Origin of the sequence: Streptomyces dengpaensis, from assembly GCF_002946835.1 — a bacterium.
Taxonomy (GTDB): domain Bacteria; phylum Actinomycetota; class Actinomycetes; order Streptomycetales; family Streptomycetaceae; genus Streptomyces; species Streptomyces dengpaensis.
On the sequence record NZ_CP026652.1, the window covers coordinates 1,375,912 to 1,394,970 of the forward strand.

A 19,059-nucleotide genomic window follows, 5' to 3' on the forward strand; every position below is an offset into this window, starting at 1 on the left:
AGTCCCCGTGGAAAACGGCAGGTCCATGGACGGGCGCCGGGCGCGCTTCGCGGCGTAACCGCGTCGTACAGATTCCGTGGAGATTACGAGCCTGAAACCTACGGATCCGTAAGGGATTCTGTCCGGCCGTTCCCCTTGTGCGGGCATTTCCACGGCTGACCAGTGTGTATGCCGTGCCCCTCGGTCCACCGTCACCCCTCCCGCCCGGCAGCCGGGTGGGGTAGCTTTCACGGCGCTGTGCGGAGCGCCACAAGGAGTGGGATTGCGCGAGTTCACCAACCCTCCGTTGGCGTCGGCGCCGCCGGTGGGCGGCCTGGCCGATGTCGTGTTCGACCATGCCATGGAAGACCCGCTGCATATCGCTCTCGGCCGCAAGGACGATCGGGAGCAGTGGCGCGATGTGACCGCGGCCGAGTTCCGCGACGAGGTGCTCGCACTGGCCAAGGGCCTGCTCGCCCAGGGCGTCCGGTTCGGGGACCGGGTCGCGATCATGTGCCGTACGCGGTACGAGTGGACGCTCTTCGACTATGCCCTGTGGACGGTGGGCGCCCAGGTCGTGCCCATCTACCCCACCTCCTCCGCCGAGCAGGTCTTCTGGATGCTGCACGACGCGCAGGTGCGGGCCGTCATGGTGGAGCACGAGGACCACGCGATGACCGTCGCCACGGTCGTCGACCGGCTGCCGCAGCTGCGCAAGCTCTGGCAGCTCGACGTGGGCGCCGTCCAGGAGCTTTACGAGGCGGGCGCGCACATCGACGACGAGGTCGTCCACCGGCACCGGCGTGCGATCACGCCCGAGACGACCGCGACGATCATCTACACCTCCGGCACCACCGGGCGCCCCAAGGGCTGTGTCCTCTCGCACGCCAACTTCATGTTCGAGGCGGACACGGTCATCGAGCGCTGGGAACCCGTGTTCCACTCCAAGCGCGGCGACCAGGCGGCCACGCTGCTGTTCCTGCCGCTCGCCCATGTCTTCGGGCGGATGGTGCAGGTCGCCGCGATCCGCGGGAAGGTCAAGTTCGGGCACCAGCCGCAGCTGAACGCGGCGGCCCTGCTGTCGGACCTGGCCGCCTTCCAGCCGACGTTCTTCCTCGCGGTGCCGTACATCTTCGAGAAGGTCTTCAACGCGGCCCGCCGCAAGGCCGAGAAGGAAGGCAGGTCGGGCCCCTTCGAGAAGGCCGTCGAGGTCGCCGTGCGCTACGCGGACGCCATGGAGGCGAAGGCCTGGGGTATGGGCCCCGGCCCCTCGACGGCCCTGCGTCTGCAGCACCAGCTCTTCGACAAGCTCGTCTACTCCAAGGTGCGCGCCGCGATGGGCGGCCGGGTCAAGCACGCGATGTCGGGCGGCTCGGCCATGGACCGCCGGCTCGGCCTGTTCTTCGCGGGCGCGGGCGTCGTCATCTACGAGGGGTACGGACTCACCGAGTCCACGGCGGCCGCGTCCGCCAACCCTCCCGAGCGCACCCGGTTCGGCACCGTCGGCCTGGCGATCCCGGGCACCACCGTGCACATCGCGGACGACGGCGAGATCTGGCTGCGCGGCGACAACGTCTTCCAGGGCTACCTCAACGACCCCAAGGCCACCGACGCCGCGCTACACGACGGCTGGCTCGCCACCGGTGACCTGGGCTCCCTCGACGAGGACGGCTATCTCACCATCACCGGGCGCAAGAAGGAGATCCTGGTGACCTCCGGCGGCAAGAGCGTCTCGCCGCTGGGCCTGGAGGAGCGCGTCCGCGACCATCCGCTGGTCGCCCAGTGCATCGTCGTCGGCAACGACCGGCCGTACATCGCCGCGCTCGTCACCCTCGACTCCGAGGCCGTCGAACACTGGCTCGGGATGCGCGGCAAGCCGCACATGTCCCCGGCCGAGCTGGTGCGCGACTCCGACCTGGAGACCGAGGTGCGGCGCGCGGTGGTCGCGGCGAACACACTGGTCTCCCAGGCCGAGTCGATCCGCACCTTCCGGATACTGGCCCACCAGTTCACCGAGGAGCACGGGTTGCTGACGCCTTCACTGAAGCTGAAGCGGAAGGCGATCGAGAAGGCGTACTCGACGGAGGTCGAGGCGCTGTACCGGGCGTGACGGGACCCGGTCAAGGTCCCGGCCGAGGAGGCCGGGTCCCTTTCCGGCCAGCCCATGGTTGTCACGTTCCGGCCAACCTACGGCTCTCACGATCACTCCACAGGGAATCCACGGGTCAGGAATGCATCACAGCCCGTGGTCGTTGACCATGGGATAGCACCTGACGACAACCGAAGGATCGAGAGCACGTGAGCAGCAAGGTCCCCCCGATCATCCTGAACAACGGCGTCGAGATGCCTCAGCTGGGCTTCGGCGTCTGGCAGGTGCCGGACGACGAGGCGGAGCGGGCGGTCGCCACGGCGCTGCAGGCCGGGTATCGCAGCATCGACACTGCGGCGATCTACGGCAATGAAGAGGGCACCGGCAAGGCCATCGCCGCTTCCGGCATCGCCCGCGAGGACCTCTTCGTCACCACCAAGCTCTGGAACAGCGACCAGGGGTACGACGCGACGCTCCGCGCCTTCGACACGTCCCTGGAGAAGCTCGGTCTGGACTACATCGACCTGTATCTGATCCACTGGCCGCTGCCGTCCCGGGGCAAGTACATCGACACGTACAAGGCCTTCGAGAAGATCCACGCGGACGGTCGCGCGAAGGCCATCGGTGTCTCCAACTTCCTTCCGGAGCACCTGGAGAAGCTGATCGACGCGACGGCGGTCATCCCGGCCGTCAACCAGATCGAGCTGCACCCGCACCTCCAGCAGCACGCGGCGCGCGAGTACCACGCGCAGCAGGGCATCGCGACCGAGGCCTGGTCGCCGCTCGGCTCGGGCAAGGGTCTCCTGGAAGTCCCGGCGATCGTCGCCATCGCTCAGAAGCACGGCCGTACCCCGGCGCAGATCGTGCTCCGCTGGCACCTCCAGCTGGGCAACGTGGTGATCCCCAAGTCCGTGACCCCGTCCCGGATCAAGGAGAACATCGAGGTCTTCGACTTCTCGCTGGACGTCGAGGACATCGCGGCGATCTCGGCACTGAACGAGGACCGCCGCCTGGGTCCGGACCCGGCGACGTTCGACATGGGCTGAGCCCCAACACCCGGAAAGGCCCACCCGGATGACGCGATCCGGGCGGGCTTTTCTGTCAGTTGGGCTGGCCGATCGGCCGGACCACCACGGTGTTCACGTCGACTCCGCTGGGCTGCCCGATCGCCCAGACGATCGACTCGGCAAGTTGGTCCGCGGTGAGCAGATGTCCCGGGGGCAGGCTGCCGTAGCTGTCCCAGAACGGGGTCTCCACGCGGCCCGGGGAGATCAGGGTCACCCCGACGCCGTACTCGGTGACCTCACGGCGCGCGTTCTCCGCGAGGCCGGTCACGGCCCACTTGGTCGCGCCGTAAAGGTTGCCGGGCGTGAAGACGTGGCCCGCTACGCTGCCGATCAGCACGATCCGCCCCTTGGTCTCCTTCAGCGCGTCGATGGAGGCCCGGATGAGCAGGGCGGGACCGAGCACATTGGTGAGCACCATCTCGGACCAGCCGGCGGGGTCACCCGCGGCGACGCTGTCATGCGTGGCGAAACCGGCGTTGGCGACCACGGTGTCGAGCCGCCCGAACTCCTTGAGCGTCATCTCGACAGCCGCCTGGACCTGGTCGTACTCGGCCGCGTTCCCGACGATCGTCAACAGGCCCTCGGGACGGCCGAGTTCCTCGGCGAATCCGCGCAGCCGCTCCTCGCCGCGACCGGTGACGGCCACCCGCTGCCCGGCATCGAGAAGCCGCCGTGCGACCGCGGCGCCGATACCGCTTCCGCCTCCGGTGATGAGTGCGACAGGAGAGTCGGTCATTGGTTACCCCCATTTGTGTGCGGTGAACGCGGGGAGTTCATCACTTCGAGCACTCTCGAAGTCAAGACCCGCGGGCAGGTCACGGTGTTCGCCCGGCCGGGCCCTTGCTGATCACAGTCGGCTGCTCAACCACGGACGTTCACAGGAGAGTTGACGCTGAGTTCACTGCGCCGGTGCGCCCTCGCCGCGCTGCGCCGTGTGGACGGTCTGCGCCGACAGCAGGTAGACATCGGGGCGGTGATGCAGACTCTCCTTGTCGTCCGGGTCGAGGAGCCGGTCGAGGGTCGCGAGGTCGGACGCGTCGAGGACTTCTCCGAGGAAGTCCCGGCGGCGCTGGAATGTGGCCACGACAAACGCGCGGGCCTCCTGCGACAGCGGGGCGGGGAGGTCGAGCAGGAAGGTGCGGCTCCCGGTGGGGCGCAGGCCCACGGCGGCGAGCAGGCCGGGCCAGTCCTCGTTCTCCCGGACGGATCCGGGCAGCGTCGCCCGCATCTCGGTGAACCAGTCCTCATGGACCGCGTCGATACGGGACTGCAGTCCGGGGCGGCCGATGCCGATGTCGCGCGGGAGGCAGCGCGCGGTCAGGCCTCCCTCCAGCAGAGCGAGGGTGCCGCCGGGCGCGAGCGCCTGCGCGAAGCCGGCGAGGGCGGCGCGCTGGTCGCCGACGTGGTGCAGCGACTTGCTGGCCCACAGCAGGTCGGCGCGGTAGTCCAAGTCACCGAGGCCGTCGGCGAGTTCGGCCTCCAGCGTGCTGAAGCGATCGGCGATGCCGAGCCGCTCGGCGCGGGCGCGGGCGGCTTCGAGGAGCGGCTCCGCACCGTCGACGGCGACGACCCGGGCCTGCGGGAACGCGTCGGCGAGGAGGCAGGAGATGACGCCGGGGCCGCTGCCCGCGTCCACGATCAGCTCGGGCTCGGGCTGCCGCTCCCGCAGCCAGTCCGCCGCCTGCCGGTACATCGGGGCGTACAGGTCGGCCTCCCGCTCCAGCAGGGGGAGCATCTCCGCGAAGTCGATCTGTGTGTGGTCGTGGTGGTGCGCCGTCTGAGCGTGATCGTGGTGGTGGTGTGCCATGGTCGCGAGCCTCTCGTTCCGGGATGCCGACAGCGTGCTCCGCCACTCCCGGAAACGGCCAGTCGTGTTGCTCAAACAGCAAACCGGCCGAGCCCGCCGGAGGGGCTATCACTAGCCCGTCCGGCGTTTGGGGACGAGCGCGTTAGCGCGATGCGGGGGTTTGGGGGCGGCAGCCCCCAAGGACGATGGGGGTCCCCCGCTCTGGGGGTACCTCCCAGGCCCTTAAGGCACTGGGGGAGAAGCCGAGAGTGGGGAGGGTAGGGGCGCAGGGGGCGAAAAACCGCCCCCCGGCCCCGGTCCGGGAGCAGGCGTTCTCGGTGGACGGGGAGAGGACGTGCGTGACGAACTGGGTCATGGAGTTCACGCGGCCTTCGTGAAGGCCCTCAGGTCGAACTGGGGATCGGCGCGGCGCCGGTCCTGGTCCGGCAGTCCCACCAGCCGCGCGACGAACCGCTCGGTGAGCGGGTCGCCGGGCGGCAGCTGGGTGAACCAGCCGCGCCGCAGGTCGGCGGCCGTGCTGCGTGGGCTGCGGCCCTGACCGTGACCGGCGAAGCGCGCCTGCCCGGCCGGAACCAGTCCCTGCTCGGCGGCGCGCGCCTCCACGACCCGAGCGGCGTCGTTGGCGGGCCGGCGCGGCCGCGGGCCGAGGACCTCGTCGATGTCGCTGCCCACGTCGTGGGCGGCGGCCTTGTCGACGGTGGTGATGTACACGCCGCCGGGCCGTAACACGCGGGCGGACTCGGCGACGATCGCGCGAACGCCCTCGGGCTCGTCGACGAGATGCAGCAGCCACACGCTGGTGACGGCGTCGAAGGTCCCGTCGGGGAACGGCAGCCGACGGCCGTCGGACCGGACGACGGAACCCGGCAGCCGCGCGGCGGCCCTGACCGCCATGCCGTGCGCGGCGTCCACGCCCGTCACCCGCAGCCCGGGCCGGTCCGCGGCGAGCCGCCTGGTCACGATCCCGGTGCCGCAGGCGACGTCGAGCAGGCTGCGCGCGCCCTCGGGCACCAGGCCGAGCACGGCGCGGGCGGCCGCGGCGGCGCGTGGCTCACCGCCCCGCGTCGCGTCGTACTGCTCCGCTTCCTTGTCGTAGTCCAGCACCCGCGTCAACGCACCCCGTGCCCCGCGGCCAGCTCCTCCACCCTGCGGGCGAGATTGAAGTCGAGCTCGGTGACGGCTCCGCCGATGCTGTGCGTGTTCACGGTGAGGGAGACGGTGTTGTAGCCGAGCGTGAGGTCCGAGTGGTGATCGAGCTCTTCCTGCACCTGGGCGATGTGCACGACCATCGCGGTTGCCGCGAAGTGCGAACGGAGCCGATAGGAACGCGCAAGCCGGTCCCCTTCCAGCGACCACCCCGGCAGCTCCGCCAGCCGCTCTTCGATCTCCTTCTGCGACAACGGTTCGACGGCCATGACCTCGCTCCTTCCTACGACGCGACTGCGGATTCCTCTGCTCCTCACCCTGCCACAGCCCCCTGGGAACAGCCCGTCCGGCGTTTGAGGACGAGCGCGTCAGCGCGACAAGCGGGGGTCTGGGGGCGGCAGCCCCCAGGTATGGGAAGGGCAGGGGCGGAGGGGGCGAAAACCCCCCGACGGTCGCCGGACCCTCGACTACGGTCACCGTATGAGCATTGCCGCGTCCGACGCCCCCGCGCCCCCAACCGCCGCTCCCGAGAAGGGCATCGGCCCCCTGCTCCGCGCCTGGCGCGAGCAGCGGCGCGTGAGCCAGCTGGAGCTGGCGCTGCGCGCGGGCTCCTCGGCCCGGCACATCAGCTTCATCGAGACGGGCCGCTCCCGCCCCAGCCTCCCGGCCGACCCTGCGACGGCCAAGTACCTGCATTCACAGAACTCTTGATCAACCGTCAGTCCCAAAACCGGGCGGACATGACACACTGCTCGGGTACTTCGGCGCTTGGGGAGGCGTGGCGTGAGTGAGCGGCGGGCTGCGCCCACCGTGGGGCAGGTGGTACTGGGGCGGCGGCTGCAGGAGTTGCGGGAGGCCGCGGGTCTGAAGCGGGAGGAGGCGGCCCGCGTGCTGCGGGTCGCCCCGGCGACCGTGCGGCGGATGGAGGCGGCCGAGGTCGCCCTCAAGATCCCTTACGTGCAGGTGCTGTTGACGACGTACGGCGTGCCCGACGCCGAGGTGGCCGCCTTCGTCTCGCTGGCCGAGGAGGCGAACCGGCCCGGCTGGTGGCAGCGGTTCCACGACGTGCTGCCGGACTGGTTCAGCATGCACGTCAGCCTGGAGGGCGCCGCTCACATGATCCGCTCGTACGAGCCGCACTTCATGCCCGGACTGCTCCAGACCGAGGACTACGCACGGGCGGTACTGGAGGCCGGGACGGTCGGGCAGACGGGCCCCGAGACCATCGAGCGGCATGTGGCGCTGCGCATGAACCGGCAGAAGAAGCTGCTCACCCGCGAGAACCCGCCCCACCTCTGGGTGATCATGGACGAGACGGTGCTGCGCCGGCCCGTGAGCATCGACTCCTCCGTCATGCGGAACCAGATCGACCGGCTCCTCGAAGCGGCGGACAGCGATCACATCACGCTCCAGGTCGCCGAGTTCGCGAAGGGCCCGCATCCGGGGACGTACACGTCCTTCGCGCTGTTCCGCTTCGCGGAGCCGGAGCTGCCGGACATCGTCTACAGCGAGTACGTGACCGGTGCCCTGTACCTCGACTCGCGCGCCGAGGTGGGCCTGCACCTGGAGGTCCTCGACCTCATGACGGCCCACGCGGCCACCGCCCAGCGCACCAAGACGCTCCTCCAGGAGTTCCGCGAGAACTTCTGAGACACCGTCCGCATGAGGCACCACCCGAAGACCGAATGGTGCCGTCCCAGGTCACGCAGGACATCAGCCCCGAGGGCGTCGAGAAAGCCCGCCGGCTCGTCCGCCGGAGCGGCACCCCCTTCCCCCCGCGCACCCACGCCGAGTTCTCCCGCTTCTTCGACGGGCTGGAGCTGTTCGAACCCGGTGTGGTCTCCGTCTTCGCATGGCGCCCGGAAGCGGAGGACCTGGCCGCCCAGGCGGAGGGGCCCGTCCCCGTGTACGCGGGGGTCGCGCGCAAGCCCTGACCCGACTTTTACGCGGCGCCGCCCTTCGTGCGCTTGTCCTTGTCCTCGTCCACGATCTCGGCGTCCACCACGCCCTCCTCCTCGGCCGTGGTGTGCTCGGTGGCCGGTTCGTCCTGGGGCGTCTGCTGGGCCTGCGTGTACATCGCCTGCCCCATCTTCTGGCTGACGGTGGCCAGCTTCTCGATGCCGGCGCGCAGGGCGGCCGTGTCGGTGGCGGAGTCCTCCAGCAGCCGTTTCACGTCGGCGGCGGCGGACTCTACCTCCGTCTTCGTCTCGGAGGGGATGCGCTCGTCGTTCTCGCGGACGAACTTCTCGGTCTGGTAGACGAGTTGCTCGGCCTGGTTGCGGGTCTCGGCGGCCTCGCGGCGTTTGCGGTCCTCCTCCGCGTACTGCTCGGCGTCCCGCATCATGCGGTCGATGTCGTCCTTGGGGAGCGCGGAGCCGCCCGTGACGGTCATCTTCTGCTCGCGCCCGGTGGCGAGGTCCTTCGCCGAGACATGCATGATCCCGTTGGCGTCGATGTCGAAGGCGACCTCGATCTGCGGCACCCCGCGCGGCGCCGGCGGCAGCCCGGTGAGGTCGAAGACGCCCAGCTTCTTGTTGTACGCGGCGATCTCGCGTTCGCCCTGGTAGACCTGGATGCCGACCGACGGCTGGTTGTCGGCGGCCGTGGTGAAGATCTCCGAACGGCGCGTCGGAATCGTGGTGTTGCGCTCGATGAGCTTGGTCATGATGCCGCCCTTGGTCTCGATGCCGAGGGACAGCGGGGTGACATCGAGGAGCAGCACGTCCTTCACGTCGCCCCGGATGACGCCGGCCTGCAGGACGGCCCCGACCGCCACGACCTCGTCCGGGTTGACGCCCTTGTGCGGCTCCTTGCCGGTGAGTTCCTTCACGAGGTCGGTGACGGCGGGCATCCGGGTGGAGCCGCCGACCAGGATGACGTGGTCGACCGCGGACAGCTTGATGCCCGCGTCCTTGACCGCCTTATGGAAGGGGGTCTTGCAGCGGTCGAGCAAGTCGGCGGTCAGCTCCTGGAACTGAGCGCGCGTCAGCTTCTCGTCGAGGTGCAGCGGGCCCTCGGCGGTGGCGGTGATGTAGGGCAGGTTGATGGTGGTCTCGGAGGAGCTGGACAGCTCGATCTTGGCCTTCTCGGCGCCCTCGCGCAGCCGTTGCAGCGCCATCTTGTCGTGGCCGAGGTCGATGCCGTACGAGGCCTTGAAGCGCTGGACGAGGTGTTCGACGATCCGCTGGTCCCAGTCGTCGCCGCCGAGATGCGTGTCGCCGTTGGTCGCCTTGACCTCGATGACGCCGTCGCCGATCTCCAGGAGCGAGACGTCGAAAGTGCCGCCGCCCAGGTCGAAGACCAGGACGGTCTGCTCCTCACCGCGGTCGAGCCCGTACGCGAGGGCGGCGGCCGTCGGCTCGTTGATGATGCGCAGGACCTTGAGGCCCGCGATCTCGCCCGCCTCCTTGGTGGCCTGGCGCTGGGCGTCGTCGAAGTAGGCGGGCACGGTGATCACGGCGTCCGTGACGTCCTCGCCGAGGTAGGCCTCGGCGTCCCGCTTCAGCTTCTGCAGCACGCGCGCCGACAGCTCCTGCGCGCGGTAACGGGTGCCGTCGATGGTGCCCTGGTCCGGGAAGCGCCAGTCCGCGTCGCCCATGTGACGCTTGACCGAGCGCGCGGTGCGGTCCACGTTCGTCACCGCCTGCCGCTTGGCGACCTCGCCGACGAGTACCTCGCCGTGCTTGGCGAAGGCCACCACGGACGGTGTGGTGCGCGCGCCCTCCGCGTTCGCGACGACGGTGGGCTCACCGCCCTCCAGGACAGCCACCACCGAGTTCGTGGTACCGAGATCGATACCGACCGCACGTGCCATCTCCGTCCCCTTCCGCCAGGACCCTTGCCCACCTCCAGCACAAAACTTGAGTGGGCTGTTGTCAATGCTGTCACTCCACGTATCCCGAAAACGGCGAAGCCGCGCCCCGGTCGCCTGGCGCGGGGCGCGGCATCGAGGGGCGTACGCGCGTCAGGCGAGCTTGGCCGACAGGGTGATCGTCGTGCCGGTCAGCGCCTGGCTGACCGGGCAGTTCTTCTTGGCATCCTCGGCCGCGGAGACGAAGCCGTCGTTGTCGAGGCCCGGCACGGTGCCCTCGACGGTGAGGTGGATGCCGGTGATGCCCTCACCGGGCTGGAACATGACGTCGGCGTTGGTGACGAGCTTGCTCGGCGGGGTGCCGGCGCCCGCGAGGGCGTGCGACAGCGCCATGGAGAAGCAGCTGGAGTGGGCGGCGGCGATCAGCTCCTCCGGGCTGGTCTTGCCGTTCGCGTCCTGGGCCCGCGACGCCCACGTCACCGGCTGCTGGCCGATGCCGGAGGAGTCGAAGGTGACGACGCCGTTGCCCTCGAGCAGGTTGCCTTCCCACACGGTGTGTGCGGTGCGCGTGGTTGCCACGATGAATCCCTTCGCTGAGGTCCCGTTTTCGGGGTCCGTATCCACCATCCGATCACACCTGCGCCCGGCGCACCCGGAAAGGACGCGGTCTACTCGAAAGGGGCGCGGTGTCCCGGAAGGGCGGCACACCGCGCCCGGAAGACGGCACCGCGCGCGCTGAACGGGAGCCGCGCGCCCGGCAGAGCACACATACCGGCGGTGCGGGTTGGCCCCGCTGAACCCGTCGGAGCCCCGTCGGACGGCACGCTCGGCGAACCCTCAGGCGGCACGCTCATCCGGCTCGTCTGATTCGTCCGGGCGGTCCATCAGCGGCACTTGGGGACCGTTGCACTCGCGCAGCCACCGTCGCAGTACGCGGTGCACCTGCTCCGCGCCGACGAGTTCGGCTTCGTCCTCGACCGGCGCGGAGAGCGCCATCGGCGAGAGCAGGAAGGGCCGGCCCTGGGCCCCGCCGAGTCCGCCGTGCGAGCCGATCTGCTCCTCGAAGGCGAGGACTTCGCCCTCGCCGGGGTCGTACCAGGAGTTGACCATGATGTCGGCGGTGTGCGGGAAGGCGTGCGTACGTCGTACGGCGTCCGCGGCGCCCGGGCCGAAGTCGGCGAGCGGCCCGAGAAGTTCGTCGTCGAGTTCGTCCACCGGCACCTCCTTGCCGTGCGCGCCGAGCACCACGCCGCCGTGCTCCTTGCTGCGGACGAGTACGAAGCCGACGCCCGGGTGGTTGGCGAGGGTGGAGAGCAGCGCGGGATGGCGGCGGTCGATCTCCTCCCGGCTCATCCGGTGCGGTACGTCGGGGAAGGAGACCAGGCCCAGGTTGCCGGAGGCCAGCACGATGGGCTCGGAGCGGCGCCGCGAGGGGCGGTGCTGCTCGCCGCCCTCCTCGACCGGCCTGCGCAGCGCGGCCCGTACGGCGGCCCGCGCCTCGGCACCGCTGTGCGTGCTCTGTGCCTTGCGCGGCACGGGCAGCCCGCAGCCCGCGCGGACCAGATTGCCGAGCGTGAGTCCGTAACGGGTCAGGAACGTCTCGCCGGGGCTCTGGCCGTGGTCGGACAACAGCACGATCCGGTACGGCCGCGGCGCGTGCTCGGCGACCTTCGCGATCAGCGCGAGCGACCGGTCGAGGCGCTGCAGGACCTTCTCGGCGTCCCGGCTGTGCGGCCCTGAGTGGTGTGCCACTTCGTCGTACGCCACCAGGTCCGCGTAGACCGCGTTGCGCCCGGCGAGCATGTCGCCGATCACCGCGGCGACGACGACGTCCCGCTCGACGACGGTCGCGAAGGCGCGGACGAAGGGGTACAGCCCGCCCCGCCTCACGCGCGGGCGCCGTTGCTCGATCCGGGCCCGCATGGACTGGCCGATCTCCCGCAGGACGTCGGCGACGAAGGACATGGCCGTACGAACGGCGTTGGCGGGGTCGGAGAAGTACGCGAAGTAGCCCGCCCGCGAACGGTTCTCCCTTCCCCGCCGCGCGGCCACGGACAGGACGAGGGCGAGCTGGCCGGCGCCGCCGCTGAAGAGGTTGCCGCGGCTCGCGCCGTCGACGGCGAGCAGTCCTCCGTCGCCGGTGTGCTCGACGGCCCGGCGCTGGAGTTCGGCGGCGCTGGTGGGCCGGTTGCAGACCATGACCTCGCGGCTGTCCTTCTCGTACCACCGGAAGGCCGGGACGTCGTGGTTGCTGCCGTGCAGGATGCCCAGCTGGCTGGCGCCGGTCTGGCTGGACCAGTCGGTGCGCCAGGGGATGAGCCGGTGAGTGGGGCGGCGGCCTCCCAGCCACTGCGCCACGGTCGGCATGAGCCCCTGGCCGACGGCCCGTTCCAGGACGTCGTGGCCCACGCCGTCGAGCTGGAGGAAGACGGCGCCGGGGGTCGAGGGCCCCGCCCGTCCGTCGGCACGCCTGCGACGGCGGTCGGCGAGCCGGTACAGCCTGCGCCGGTACGCGTCGTCGTCCCGTACCGCGAGGGCACCGCCGGTGGCCGAGGCGACGGCGGACATCGCGGCGGCGACGACCACGGCGGTCTCGGGGGCGACCTCACCCTGCCCGGAGGGACTGATCCGCAGGGCGACCAGCAGCAAGGACCCGTTGAGGAAGAAGACCAGCAGCCCGAGCACGAGGGCGGGCACGAGCAGCAGCGCCCTGACGAGCAGGGGCCACACCAGCGACGAGAGCAGACCGAAGACGCCCGCGCCGGCCGCCGCGGTGGTCGCGATCTGCGTGGCGCTGTCCCCGTCATCCGACTGCAACTGGAAATCGGGCAGCGCACCGGCGAGGACGAGCATCGTGACCGTCGACACGGCCCACACCGTGATGCTCCGCCATACTCCGCTGAGGATCCGCCGCCAACGTCCTCCACCCACGCCCAGTCCACCTCACGTCCCGGCCCGCACGAGCCGCGAGGCCTGCTTCCACCCTGGCACAACGGGCGGGCGCGCTTCAGCGGCCGTCGTATCCGGCCGTCGGCATCGACAGACGGCGGTGGACCCGGGCCTTCATCTGCGCGTCGTACGACGGTTCGGCCGTGCCGACCGTCTCGACCCGTACGCCGCGGCGCACGCACTCGGCGGTGAACTCGTCGACGGAGGCGAGGGCACGCTCCAGCACACGGCGGCTGGGCGCCACGAAGAGATCGACGAGGCCCGCCTCGACGTCGGCCCACAGGGTGCGGTGGTCGGGGCGCAGACCCCGTACGAGGAGTTCGCGCGTGATCACGTAGCCGCGCTCGGCGGCCCAGCGGGCGCACATGGCGTGCTGGCTGCGGGAGTCGACGAGGAAGGGATCCGCGTCGAGCTCCTCCAGGGGCGTCAGACTGGCGATCGTCGTGACGCGGAGCGACGGGCCGCCCTGGTCAAGCCGTTCGAGCCGTTCGAGCTGTTCCAGCCCGTCGAGCGAGCACTTGAGGGCGTGCCTGCCGGAGGCACCGCGCGCGTCTCCCATGGCGTCCCCCTCACCTCCGGGTTCCCCGCCGACCCTACTCCTGCCCGTAGGCTCGGGGGGAGTCGCGCGAAGGAGGCAATGAGGTGCCGGCGGAGATCACCTGGTGGGGGCACGCCACCTGCACGCTGGCGGACTCCGGAACACGCGTGCTCACCGACCCCCTCTTCGCGCGCCGGCTCGCGCACCTCAGGCGCAGGCGCGGGGCGCCGCCCCCGCCCGCGGCGGCCGTCGCCGACGTGGCGCTCGTCTCGCATCTGCACGCCGACCATCTGCATCTGCCCTCGCTGGCACAGCTCGCCCCGGGCACCCGGCTGATCGTGCCGAGGGGCGCGCGGCGCGCGGTGCCCGGGCTGCGCGGGCTGGACCACCTGCGGCTCACCGAGGTGATGCCGGGCGACCGTACCCAGGTCGGTGACCTGGTCGTACGCACCGTGTCGGCGCGGCACGACGGGCGACGACTGCCCGTCGGTCCGCACCGCGCCCCCGCCGTCGGGTACGTCGTCGAGGGCGAGGCGCGAACGTACTTCGCCGGGGACACCGGGCTGTTCGCGTCGATGGCCGAGGAGGTCGGCCCCGTCGACGTAGCCCTGCTGCCGGTGGGCGGATGGGGGCCGTATCTCGGAGAGGGCCACCTCGACGCGGGGCGCGCGGTCGAGGCACTCGCCCAGTTGATGCCCCGCAGCGCCGTGCCGGTGCACTACGGCACGTACTGGCCGATCGGCCTGGACGCCGTGCGCCCCCACGAATTCCACGCCCCGGGCGAGGAGTTCGTCCGCCTCGCCGCCGAACGGACACCCCAGGTCGCGGTGCACCGCCTCGAACACGGGGAGAGCGTACGACCGGAGGTCGCCCGGTGACGATCCGGCGCGAGGAGCGCGCGGAGGGCACGCGGTGGGCGGCGCACCGACTCGCTGGAAACCGTGCGGAGGGCATCCGGTGGGCGGCGCACCGACTCGCTGGAAACCGTGCGGAGGGCATCCGGTGGGCGGCACAGCGGATCGCCGGACACCGCACGGACAGCATCCAGTCGGCGCCGCACCCGCTCGCCAGACACCACACGGACGACATCCAGTCCGCGCCGCACCCGCTCGCCAGACACCACACGGACGACATCCAGTCCGCGCCACACCCGCTCGCCAGACACCACACGGACGACATCCAGTCCGCGCCACACCCGCTCGCCAGACACCACACGGACGACATCCAGTCCGCGCCACACCCGCTCGCCGGAAACCGTGCGCTGACCGTCCCGGCCGCCGCGGCGGCGAAGGCCGCGGCGCAACGGCGGGGCAGCCGTGGCGCGGTCGTCGGCACGCCACGGGTTCCGCCCGGCGCAGTCGCGGACGGCGTCATACGGTGCCCCGCGCGCGGCCGAAGCGCGCGGGCGGAGGGTGCCCGGTGATGTCTCTCTTCCTGGCCGCCCCGGCCACGACCGTGCCGCCGGAGTCCACGCAGCAGGCGATCGGGTATCCGTCGCTGTTTCTGCTGGTGTTGATCGGCGCGCTGGTGCCGGTGGTGCCGACAGGGGCGCTGGTGAGTTCGGCGGCCGTGGTCGCGTTTCACCAGACGGCGCCGTTCGCGCTGCTGCTGGTCTTCGTGGTGGCGGCGCTCGCGGCGTTCCTGGGAGACGTCGCGCTGTACTGGCTCGGCCGGCGCGGTATGCGGTCCAGGAACGGCTCGCGCTGGCTGGAGACCCTCCGCGACCGCGCCCCCGAGGACCGGCTCGCCCGGGCCCAGGAGAAGCTGAGCGACCACGGCATCGCCGTGCTCGTCCTCTCCCGCCTCGTCCCGGCCGGCCGCATCCCGGTCATGCTCGCCTGCCTGCTGGCGAAGATGCCCCTGCACACCTTCGCCCGCGGTGACGTCCCGGCCTGCCTCGCCTGGGCGGTCACGTACCAACTGATCGGCATACTCGGCGGATCGCTCTTCAGCAAGCCGTGGGAGGGAGTGGTCGCGGCGGTCGTCCTGACGCTGGCGATCAGCGTGGCCCCGAGCGTGTGGCGGAGGGTCCGGAGGACGGCCGCGTAGCTCCTCAGCCCAGCACCCGCGAACCCCCCACCGGCAGATCCCACAGGTCCTCCCGGGCCAGCCCCGCCTCCTCCCAGGCCGCCCGCACCCGGGTCAGCGGTTCCAGGACGGGCTCGGCTGAGAGGACGAACGTGCCCCAGTGCATGGGCACCAGGCGATGGGCGCCGAGGTCGACGGCGGCCCGGACCGCCTCCTCCGGGTCGCAGTGGACGTCGCTGAGCCACCAGCGGGGGTCGTACGCGCCGATGGGGAGGAGGGCGAGGTCGATGCCGGGGTAGCGGCGGCCTATGCGGGCGAACCAGTGGCCGTACCCCGTGTCGCCCGCGAAGTACACGCGCTGTCCGTCGGACGCCGTCAGGACCCAGCCGCCCCACAGCGTGCGGCAGGTGTCGGTGAGCCTGCGCTTGGACCAGTGGTGGGCGGGGACGAAGTCGAAGCGGACAGCGCTCAGTTCGGCCGCCTCCCACCAGTCCAGCTCGGTGACGAGGGTGAACCGGCGGCGCCTGAACCAGCGGCCGAGACCGGCCGGTACGAACACCGGTGTGCCGCGCGGGAGCAGGCGCAGGGTCGGCGCGTCCAGGTGGTCGTAGTGGTTGTGGCTGATGACGACCGCGTCGACGCGCGGCAGCGCGCTCCAGGCCACGCCGACCGGTGTGATCCGGGTCGGGGTACCGAGGATCTTACGGGACCAGATGGGGTCGGTCAGGACGGTGAGCCCGCCGATCCGGATCACCCAACTGGAGTGCCCCGCCCAGGAGATGGCGACCGTGCGGGCGTCAACCCGGGGCAGCGGCCCCGGGTCGAACGGCACCAGCGGGATGTCGGCGAGCCCCTCGGCCCCGGGCCGCAACGCGCCCTCGCGCGCGAACCTGGCGAAGGCCCGCAGCCCGGGCAGCGGCGCGGTCAGCCGGTCCACGAAGGACCGCGGCCAGACACGCTTCTCGCCGAGCGGACGGGGCTCGGCGAGAGGCGTGAGAGGAGCGAGAGGCGTGAGAGCAGACAGGTGCCCGGCCGCCGCCGGGGGCGACGAGGACGCCGGATCGTCACCGTCCCGCGTGCTCGTGGTTGTCGTGTTGGTCGTGCTCGTGCTCGTGGTCGACTCGGACTGCTGCGTCATCGAGGAGGCTCCCATCGCTGAGCGTCGTCGCGGAGATCGTCGAAGGCCGACCCCAAGAGGGCCAACGCGCGTTGCACATGTGGCAGTTCCAACGGCGAGGGCGAGGCGAGGCATTCCGCCGCCCGCTCCTCGTCCGTGGCACCGAGCAGCGGCCCGGTGCCCAGGCGCACCCGGAGCGCCGCGAGTTCGTCGCCGAACCGGTGTCCGCCCGGCGCGGGCATCCCGAGCCGGGCGGTGAGGAAGTCCTCCAAGTCCTGGGCGTCGCCCACTCCGTGCGCGTCGAGCCCGTCACGCAGCGGTCCGAGGTCCACGTAAAGATGTCTCCCGGCCTGCGGGGGCCGCGCGACGGCGCCCGCGTCGACCACGGCGTGGTGCGCGGCGGCGGCCACGCGCGCGTGCAGCCCGACGGACGCCGTGAGCCACCGGGTGAGCTCGGCGGGCTCGCCGAGCGCGTACGCGGCCGCCGCGGCGACCGGCCCGGCGACCCGCGCGTCCAGCACGGTGAGCACGTCCAGGACACGGGCGCGCAGTTGGACCCCGAAGTCGTTGTCCGGGAAGCGGGCGACGGCGGCCGGCCAGCCCTGCGGCAGGAAGGCGCCCGCGAGGTCGCTGAGGACGGTGACCTCGTCGGGGAGCATCTCGGCGGGGCTGAGCAGCACCGTGTCGTGCGGCTGGTGCAGGGTGTCGCGCCAGGTCTCGTCGCTGACGACGTGCAGTCCCTCGCCCACCGCGGCCTCCACGGCCTCGTGGACGACCTCGGGCGGCGCGACGGTGGCGGTGGGGTCGTCGGCCACGGAGAGCACGAGCAGGCGCGGTTCACCTCCTTCGGCACGGACTCTGCGGACGGTCTCCAGGAGGGCGTACGGATCCGGGACGCCACCGCACTCCGCGGGCGTCGCCACATGGAACGCGGATCGCCCCAACAGGCGTGCCTGCGGCGCCCACCAGGCCGCGCACGGGCGCGGCACGATGACGTCGCCGCCCATTGCGCCGGTCAGCGCGAGGAGCAGCGCGGGGGCACCGGGCGCGGCGGCCACCCGGTGGGGTGCGGCGGGCAGTCCGCGCCGGCTCCAGTAGGCGCAGGCCGCGTCGAGGACCGCGGGGCCGCCGCCGAAGGGCTCGGCGGCGGCGCGGTCCGCGGCGGCGGCCAGCACGGAGCGGAGCTCCGGCGACACGGGCAGGCCCTGATCGGGGAGGGGCGGGCCGTAACGGACGGGGCCGTGCCCTTCCGGATCCGTACGCCGCATAGGTGCCTCCGCGCAGTCCGTGGTGCCGTGCCGTGTCGCCGGTGCGTTGCCCCGTGGTCGGTGCGTGCCCTGCTCCGGTGCTCCCGCCTCCGTACGCTGTCTGCTTCCCCTGGCCCTGCCCGTTCCGTTCGTAGGTCATTCGTGCGGCCCCTCGTACGGTTCCGCTCACGTCCTCGGCGTCTCCGTACCCAGGGTCGCGCCCTCGCATGGTCACCCGGTCGGGTGACGCCCGTCCCGGCGTCAAGCGTCCGTTGACCCGGCCTTGCGCCACAGCCGGTGGGCGGCGGCGCCCACCGCGCCCGCCATCAGTACGCTCCCCGCGATCAGCGCCGGGACGGACCCGGTGAAGGCACCGCCCTCACCGGCATCCACGCCGCGCTGGACGGTCGCGGGGTCTTCGTCCTCGCGCTCGCCGTACGAGGAGTCCTCCCCACGTTCATCGGACGAGGAGTCCTCCTCGCGCTCGTCGGTCGAGAGGTCGTCGTCGCGCTCACCAGTCGAGAGGTCATCCTCACGCTCGCCAGTCGAGAGGTCATCCTCACGCTCGCCAGTCGAGAGGTCATCCTCACGCTCACCAGTCGAGAGGTCGTCCTCGCGCTCACCAGTCGAGAGGTCATCCTCGCGCTCGCCGGTCGGGGGGTTCTGCACGGTGCCGCCTGCGACCGTGGCGCGAGGGGCCACGGTGTACGAGGCGGTCCACTGTTTCGGCGTGCCGCCCGGCTCCACGGGGCACGCGCCGTCGACCCCCCACTCGGATCCGGCGTCCGCCGCGGTGCCGCCGTCGTCGACGGTCTCGCCGGGCGGGATCCGGGCCGTACCGCTGTAGGCGGTGCCCGCCACGCTCGCGCCCGCCGCGGCGCTCCCCTCGGTGTCCGGCACGCCCGTGTCCGGCACGCCCACGTCCGGCACGTCAGTGCCCTGCACGTCAGTGCCCTGCACGCCCGTGTCCGGCACGGCCGTGTCCGCCACCCCGGTGTCGGGCACGCGGCGCAGCTGGACCTTGCCCGCCTCGAAGCCCTCCGAGGTGGCGTCGATGTACTCGGGCGGAGTTCCGTCGACCTCGTCGCAGGTGACGGAGATGGTGACGGTGCCACCGGGCTCGACGGATCCCGGGCTGACCTCCACGGCCGGATCCGCGAACGCGGCCGACGCGGCGGCACCCAGGGCGGCACCGGCCAGGGCGGTGACGGACAGGGCACGGGCGGTGAGGCGCATCGACTGGGCTCCTTCGGCGGGGCGGCTTTCCCGAGGGGCACGGCC

General features: G+C 71.6%; 17 protein-coding genes and 2 pseudogenes. 8 read left to right on the forward strand and 11 right to left on the reverse strand.

The genetic code is table 11. The features are described 5' to 3' along the window. Positions 1-262 precede the first annotated feature (262 nt). Together C4B68_RS06240 and C4B68_RS06245 are read left to right on the forward strand one after the other, a co-directional pair. The gene (locus C4B68_RS06240) at positions 263-2,089 is read left to right on the forward strand and encodes an AMP-dependent synthetase/ligase (RefSeq protein WP_099498419.1); all 1,827 of its coding nucleotides are present in this window, start codon (positions 263-265) and stop codon (positions 2,087-2,089) included. Between the two features lie 188 nt (positions 2,090-2,277). Continuing rightward, positions 2,278-3,114: an aldo/keto reductase gene (locus C4B68_RS06245; protein WP_099498420.1), complete on the forward strand. Its 837-nt coding sequence runs from the start codon at positions 2,278-2,280 to the stop codon at positions 3,112-3,114. Between the two features lie 55 nt (positions 3,115-3,169). Here the strand turns inward: C4B68_RS06245 and C4B68_RS06250 are convergent, their stop codons facing one another. From C4B68_RS06250 to C4B68_RS06270, 4 genes are all read right to left on the reverse strand, one after another. Then, complete coding sequence (locus C4B68_RS06250) at positions 3,170-3,871, reverse strand: SDR family oxidoreductase (protein ID WP_099498421.1); 702 nt, start codon at positions 3,869-3,871, stop codon at positions 3,170-3,172. A 162-nt stretch (positions 3,872-4,033) separates the two neighbouring features. Continuing rightward, complete coding sequence (locus C4B68_RS06255; RefSeq protein WP_099498422.1) at positions 4,034-4,942, reverse strand: class I SAM-dependent methyltransferase; 909 nt, start codon at positions 4,940-4,942, stop codon at positions 4,034-4,036. Between the two features lie 360 nt (positions 4,943-5,302). Next, positions 5,303-6,046, reverse strand: coding sequence for a class I SAM-dependent methyltransferase (locus C4B68_RS06265; protein ID WP_099498423.1), 744 nt, complete (start codon positions 6,044-6,046; stop codon positions 5,303-5,305). Between the two features lie 5 nt (positions 6,047-6,051). Beyond that, entirely contained in the window at positions 6,052-6,357 is a 306-nt protein-coding gene (locus C4B68_RS06270) for a 4a-hydroxytetrahydrobiopterin dehydratase (protein WP_099498424.1), read from the reverse strand. Positions 6,358-6,568: 211 nt separating this feature from the next. Here C4B68_RS06270 and C4B68_RS06275 point away from each other — a divergent pair. The 3 genes and pseudogenes from C4B68_RS06275 to C4B68_RS06285 form a co-directional block, all read left to right on the forward strand. Further along, positions 6,569-6,748 (forward strand): annotated as a pseudogene (locus C4B68_RS06275) (helix-turn-helix domain-containing protein); the annotation flags it as partial. Between the two features lie 123 nt (positions 6,749-6,871). Next, entirely contained in the window at positions 6,872-7,738 is an 867-nt protein-coding gene (locus C4B68_RS06280; RefSeq protein WP_099498425.1) for a helix-turn-helix domain-containing protein, read from the forward strand. A gap of 41 nt (positions 7,739-7,779) precedes the next feature. After that, positions 7,780-8,022 (forward strand): annotated as a pseudogene (locus C4B68_RS06285) (SAM-dependent methyltransferase); the annotation flags it as partial. Between the two features lie 8 nt (positions 8,023-8,030). Here C4B68_RS06285 and dnaK read toward each other — a convergent pair. The 4 genes from dnaK to C4B68_RS06305 form a co-directional block, all read right to left on the reverse strand. Then, entirely contained in the window at positions 8,031-9,902 is a 1,872-nt protein-coding gene (gene dnaK / locus C4B68_RS06290; RefSeq protein ID WP_099498427.1) for a molecular chaperone DnaK, read from the reverse strand. Between the two features lie 150 nt (positions 9,903-10,052). Next, positions 10,053-10,478, reverse strand: a complete 426-nt coding sequence (locus tag C4B68_RS06295) for an OsmC family protein (protein ID WP_099498976.1) — start codon at positions 10,476-10,478, stop codon at positions 10,053-10,055. A 258-nt stretch (positions 10,479-10,736) separates the two neighbouring features. After that, entirely contained in the window at positions 10,737-12,830 is a 2,094-nt protein-coding gene (locus C4B68_RS06300) for an alkaline phosphatase family protein (protein ID WP_180289131.1), read from the reverse strand. A gap of 76 nt (positions 12,831-12,906) precedes the next feature. Then, positions 12,907-13,350, reverse strand: coding sequence for a hypothetical protein (locus C4B68_RS06305; RefSeq protein WP_099498978.1), 444 nt, complete (start codon positions 13,348-13,350; stop codon positions 12,907-12,909). Positions 13,351-13,490: 140 nt separating this feature from the next. Between C4B68_RS06305 and C4B68_RS06310 the strand changes: the two genes are divergently transcribed. The 3 genes from C4B68_RS06310 to C4B68_RS06320 are packed head-to-tail and all read left to right on the forward strand — an operon-like array spanning position 13,491 to position 15,435. After that, the gene (locus C4B68_RS06310; protein WP_099498428.1) at positions 13,491-14,264 is read left to right on the forward strand and encodes an MBL fold metallo-hydrolase; all 774 of its coding nucleotides are present in this window, start codon (positions 13,491-13,493) and stop codon (positions 14,262-14,264) included. After that, entirely contained in the window at positions 14,261-14,809 is a 549-nt protein-coding gene (locus C4B68_RS06315; RefSeq protein ID WP_104879963.1) for a hypothetical protein, read from the forward strand. The genes C4B68_RS06310 and C4B68_RS06315 overlap by 4 nt, the downstream gene beginning before the upstream one ends. Then, the gene (locus C4B68_RS06320) at positions 14,809-15,435 is read left to right on the forward strand and encodes a DedA family protein (RefSeq protein ID WP_099498429.1); all 627 of its coding nucleotides are present in this window, start codon (positions 14,809-14,811) and stop codon (positions 15,433-15,435) included. Before C4B68_RS06315 ends, C4B68_RS06320 begins: the two co-directional genes overlap by 1 nt. A gap of 4 nt (positions 15,436-15,439) precedes the next feature. Here the strand turns inward: C4B68_RS06320 and C4B68_RS06325 are convergent, their stop codons facing one another. The 3 genes from C4B68_RS06325 to C4B68_RS06335 form a co-directional block, all read right to left on the reverse strand. Then, entirely contained in the window at positions 15,440-16,552 is a 1,113-nt protein-coding gene (locus tag C4B68_RS06325; protein WP_099498430.1) for an MBL fold metallo-hydrolase, read from the reverse strand. After that, a complete protein-coding gene (locus C4B68_RS06330; RefSeq protein WP_099498431.1) occupies positions 16,549-17,799 on the reverse strand; it encodes an aminotransferase class I/II-fold pyridoxal phosphate-dependent enzyme in 1,251 nt (416 codons plus the stop codon). The genes C4B68_RS06325 and C4B68_RS06330 overlap by 4 nt, the downstream gene beginning before the upstream one ends. Before the next feature lie 240 nt (positions 17,800-18,039). Beyond that, a complete protein-coding gene (locus tag C4B68_RS06335) occupies positions 18,040-19,014 on the reverse strand; it encodes a hypothetical protein (protein ID WP_099498432.1) in 975 nt (324 codons plus the stop codon). Positions 19,015-19,059: the final 45 nt, after the last annotated feature.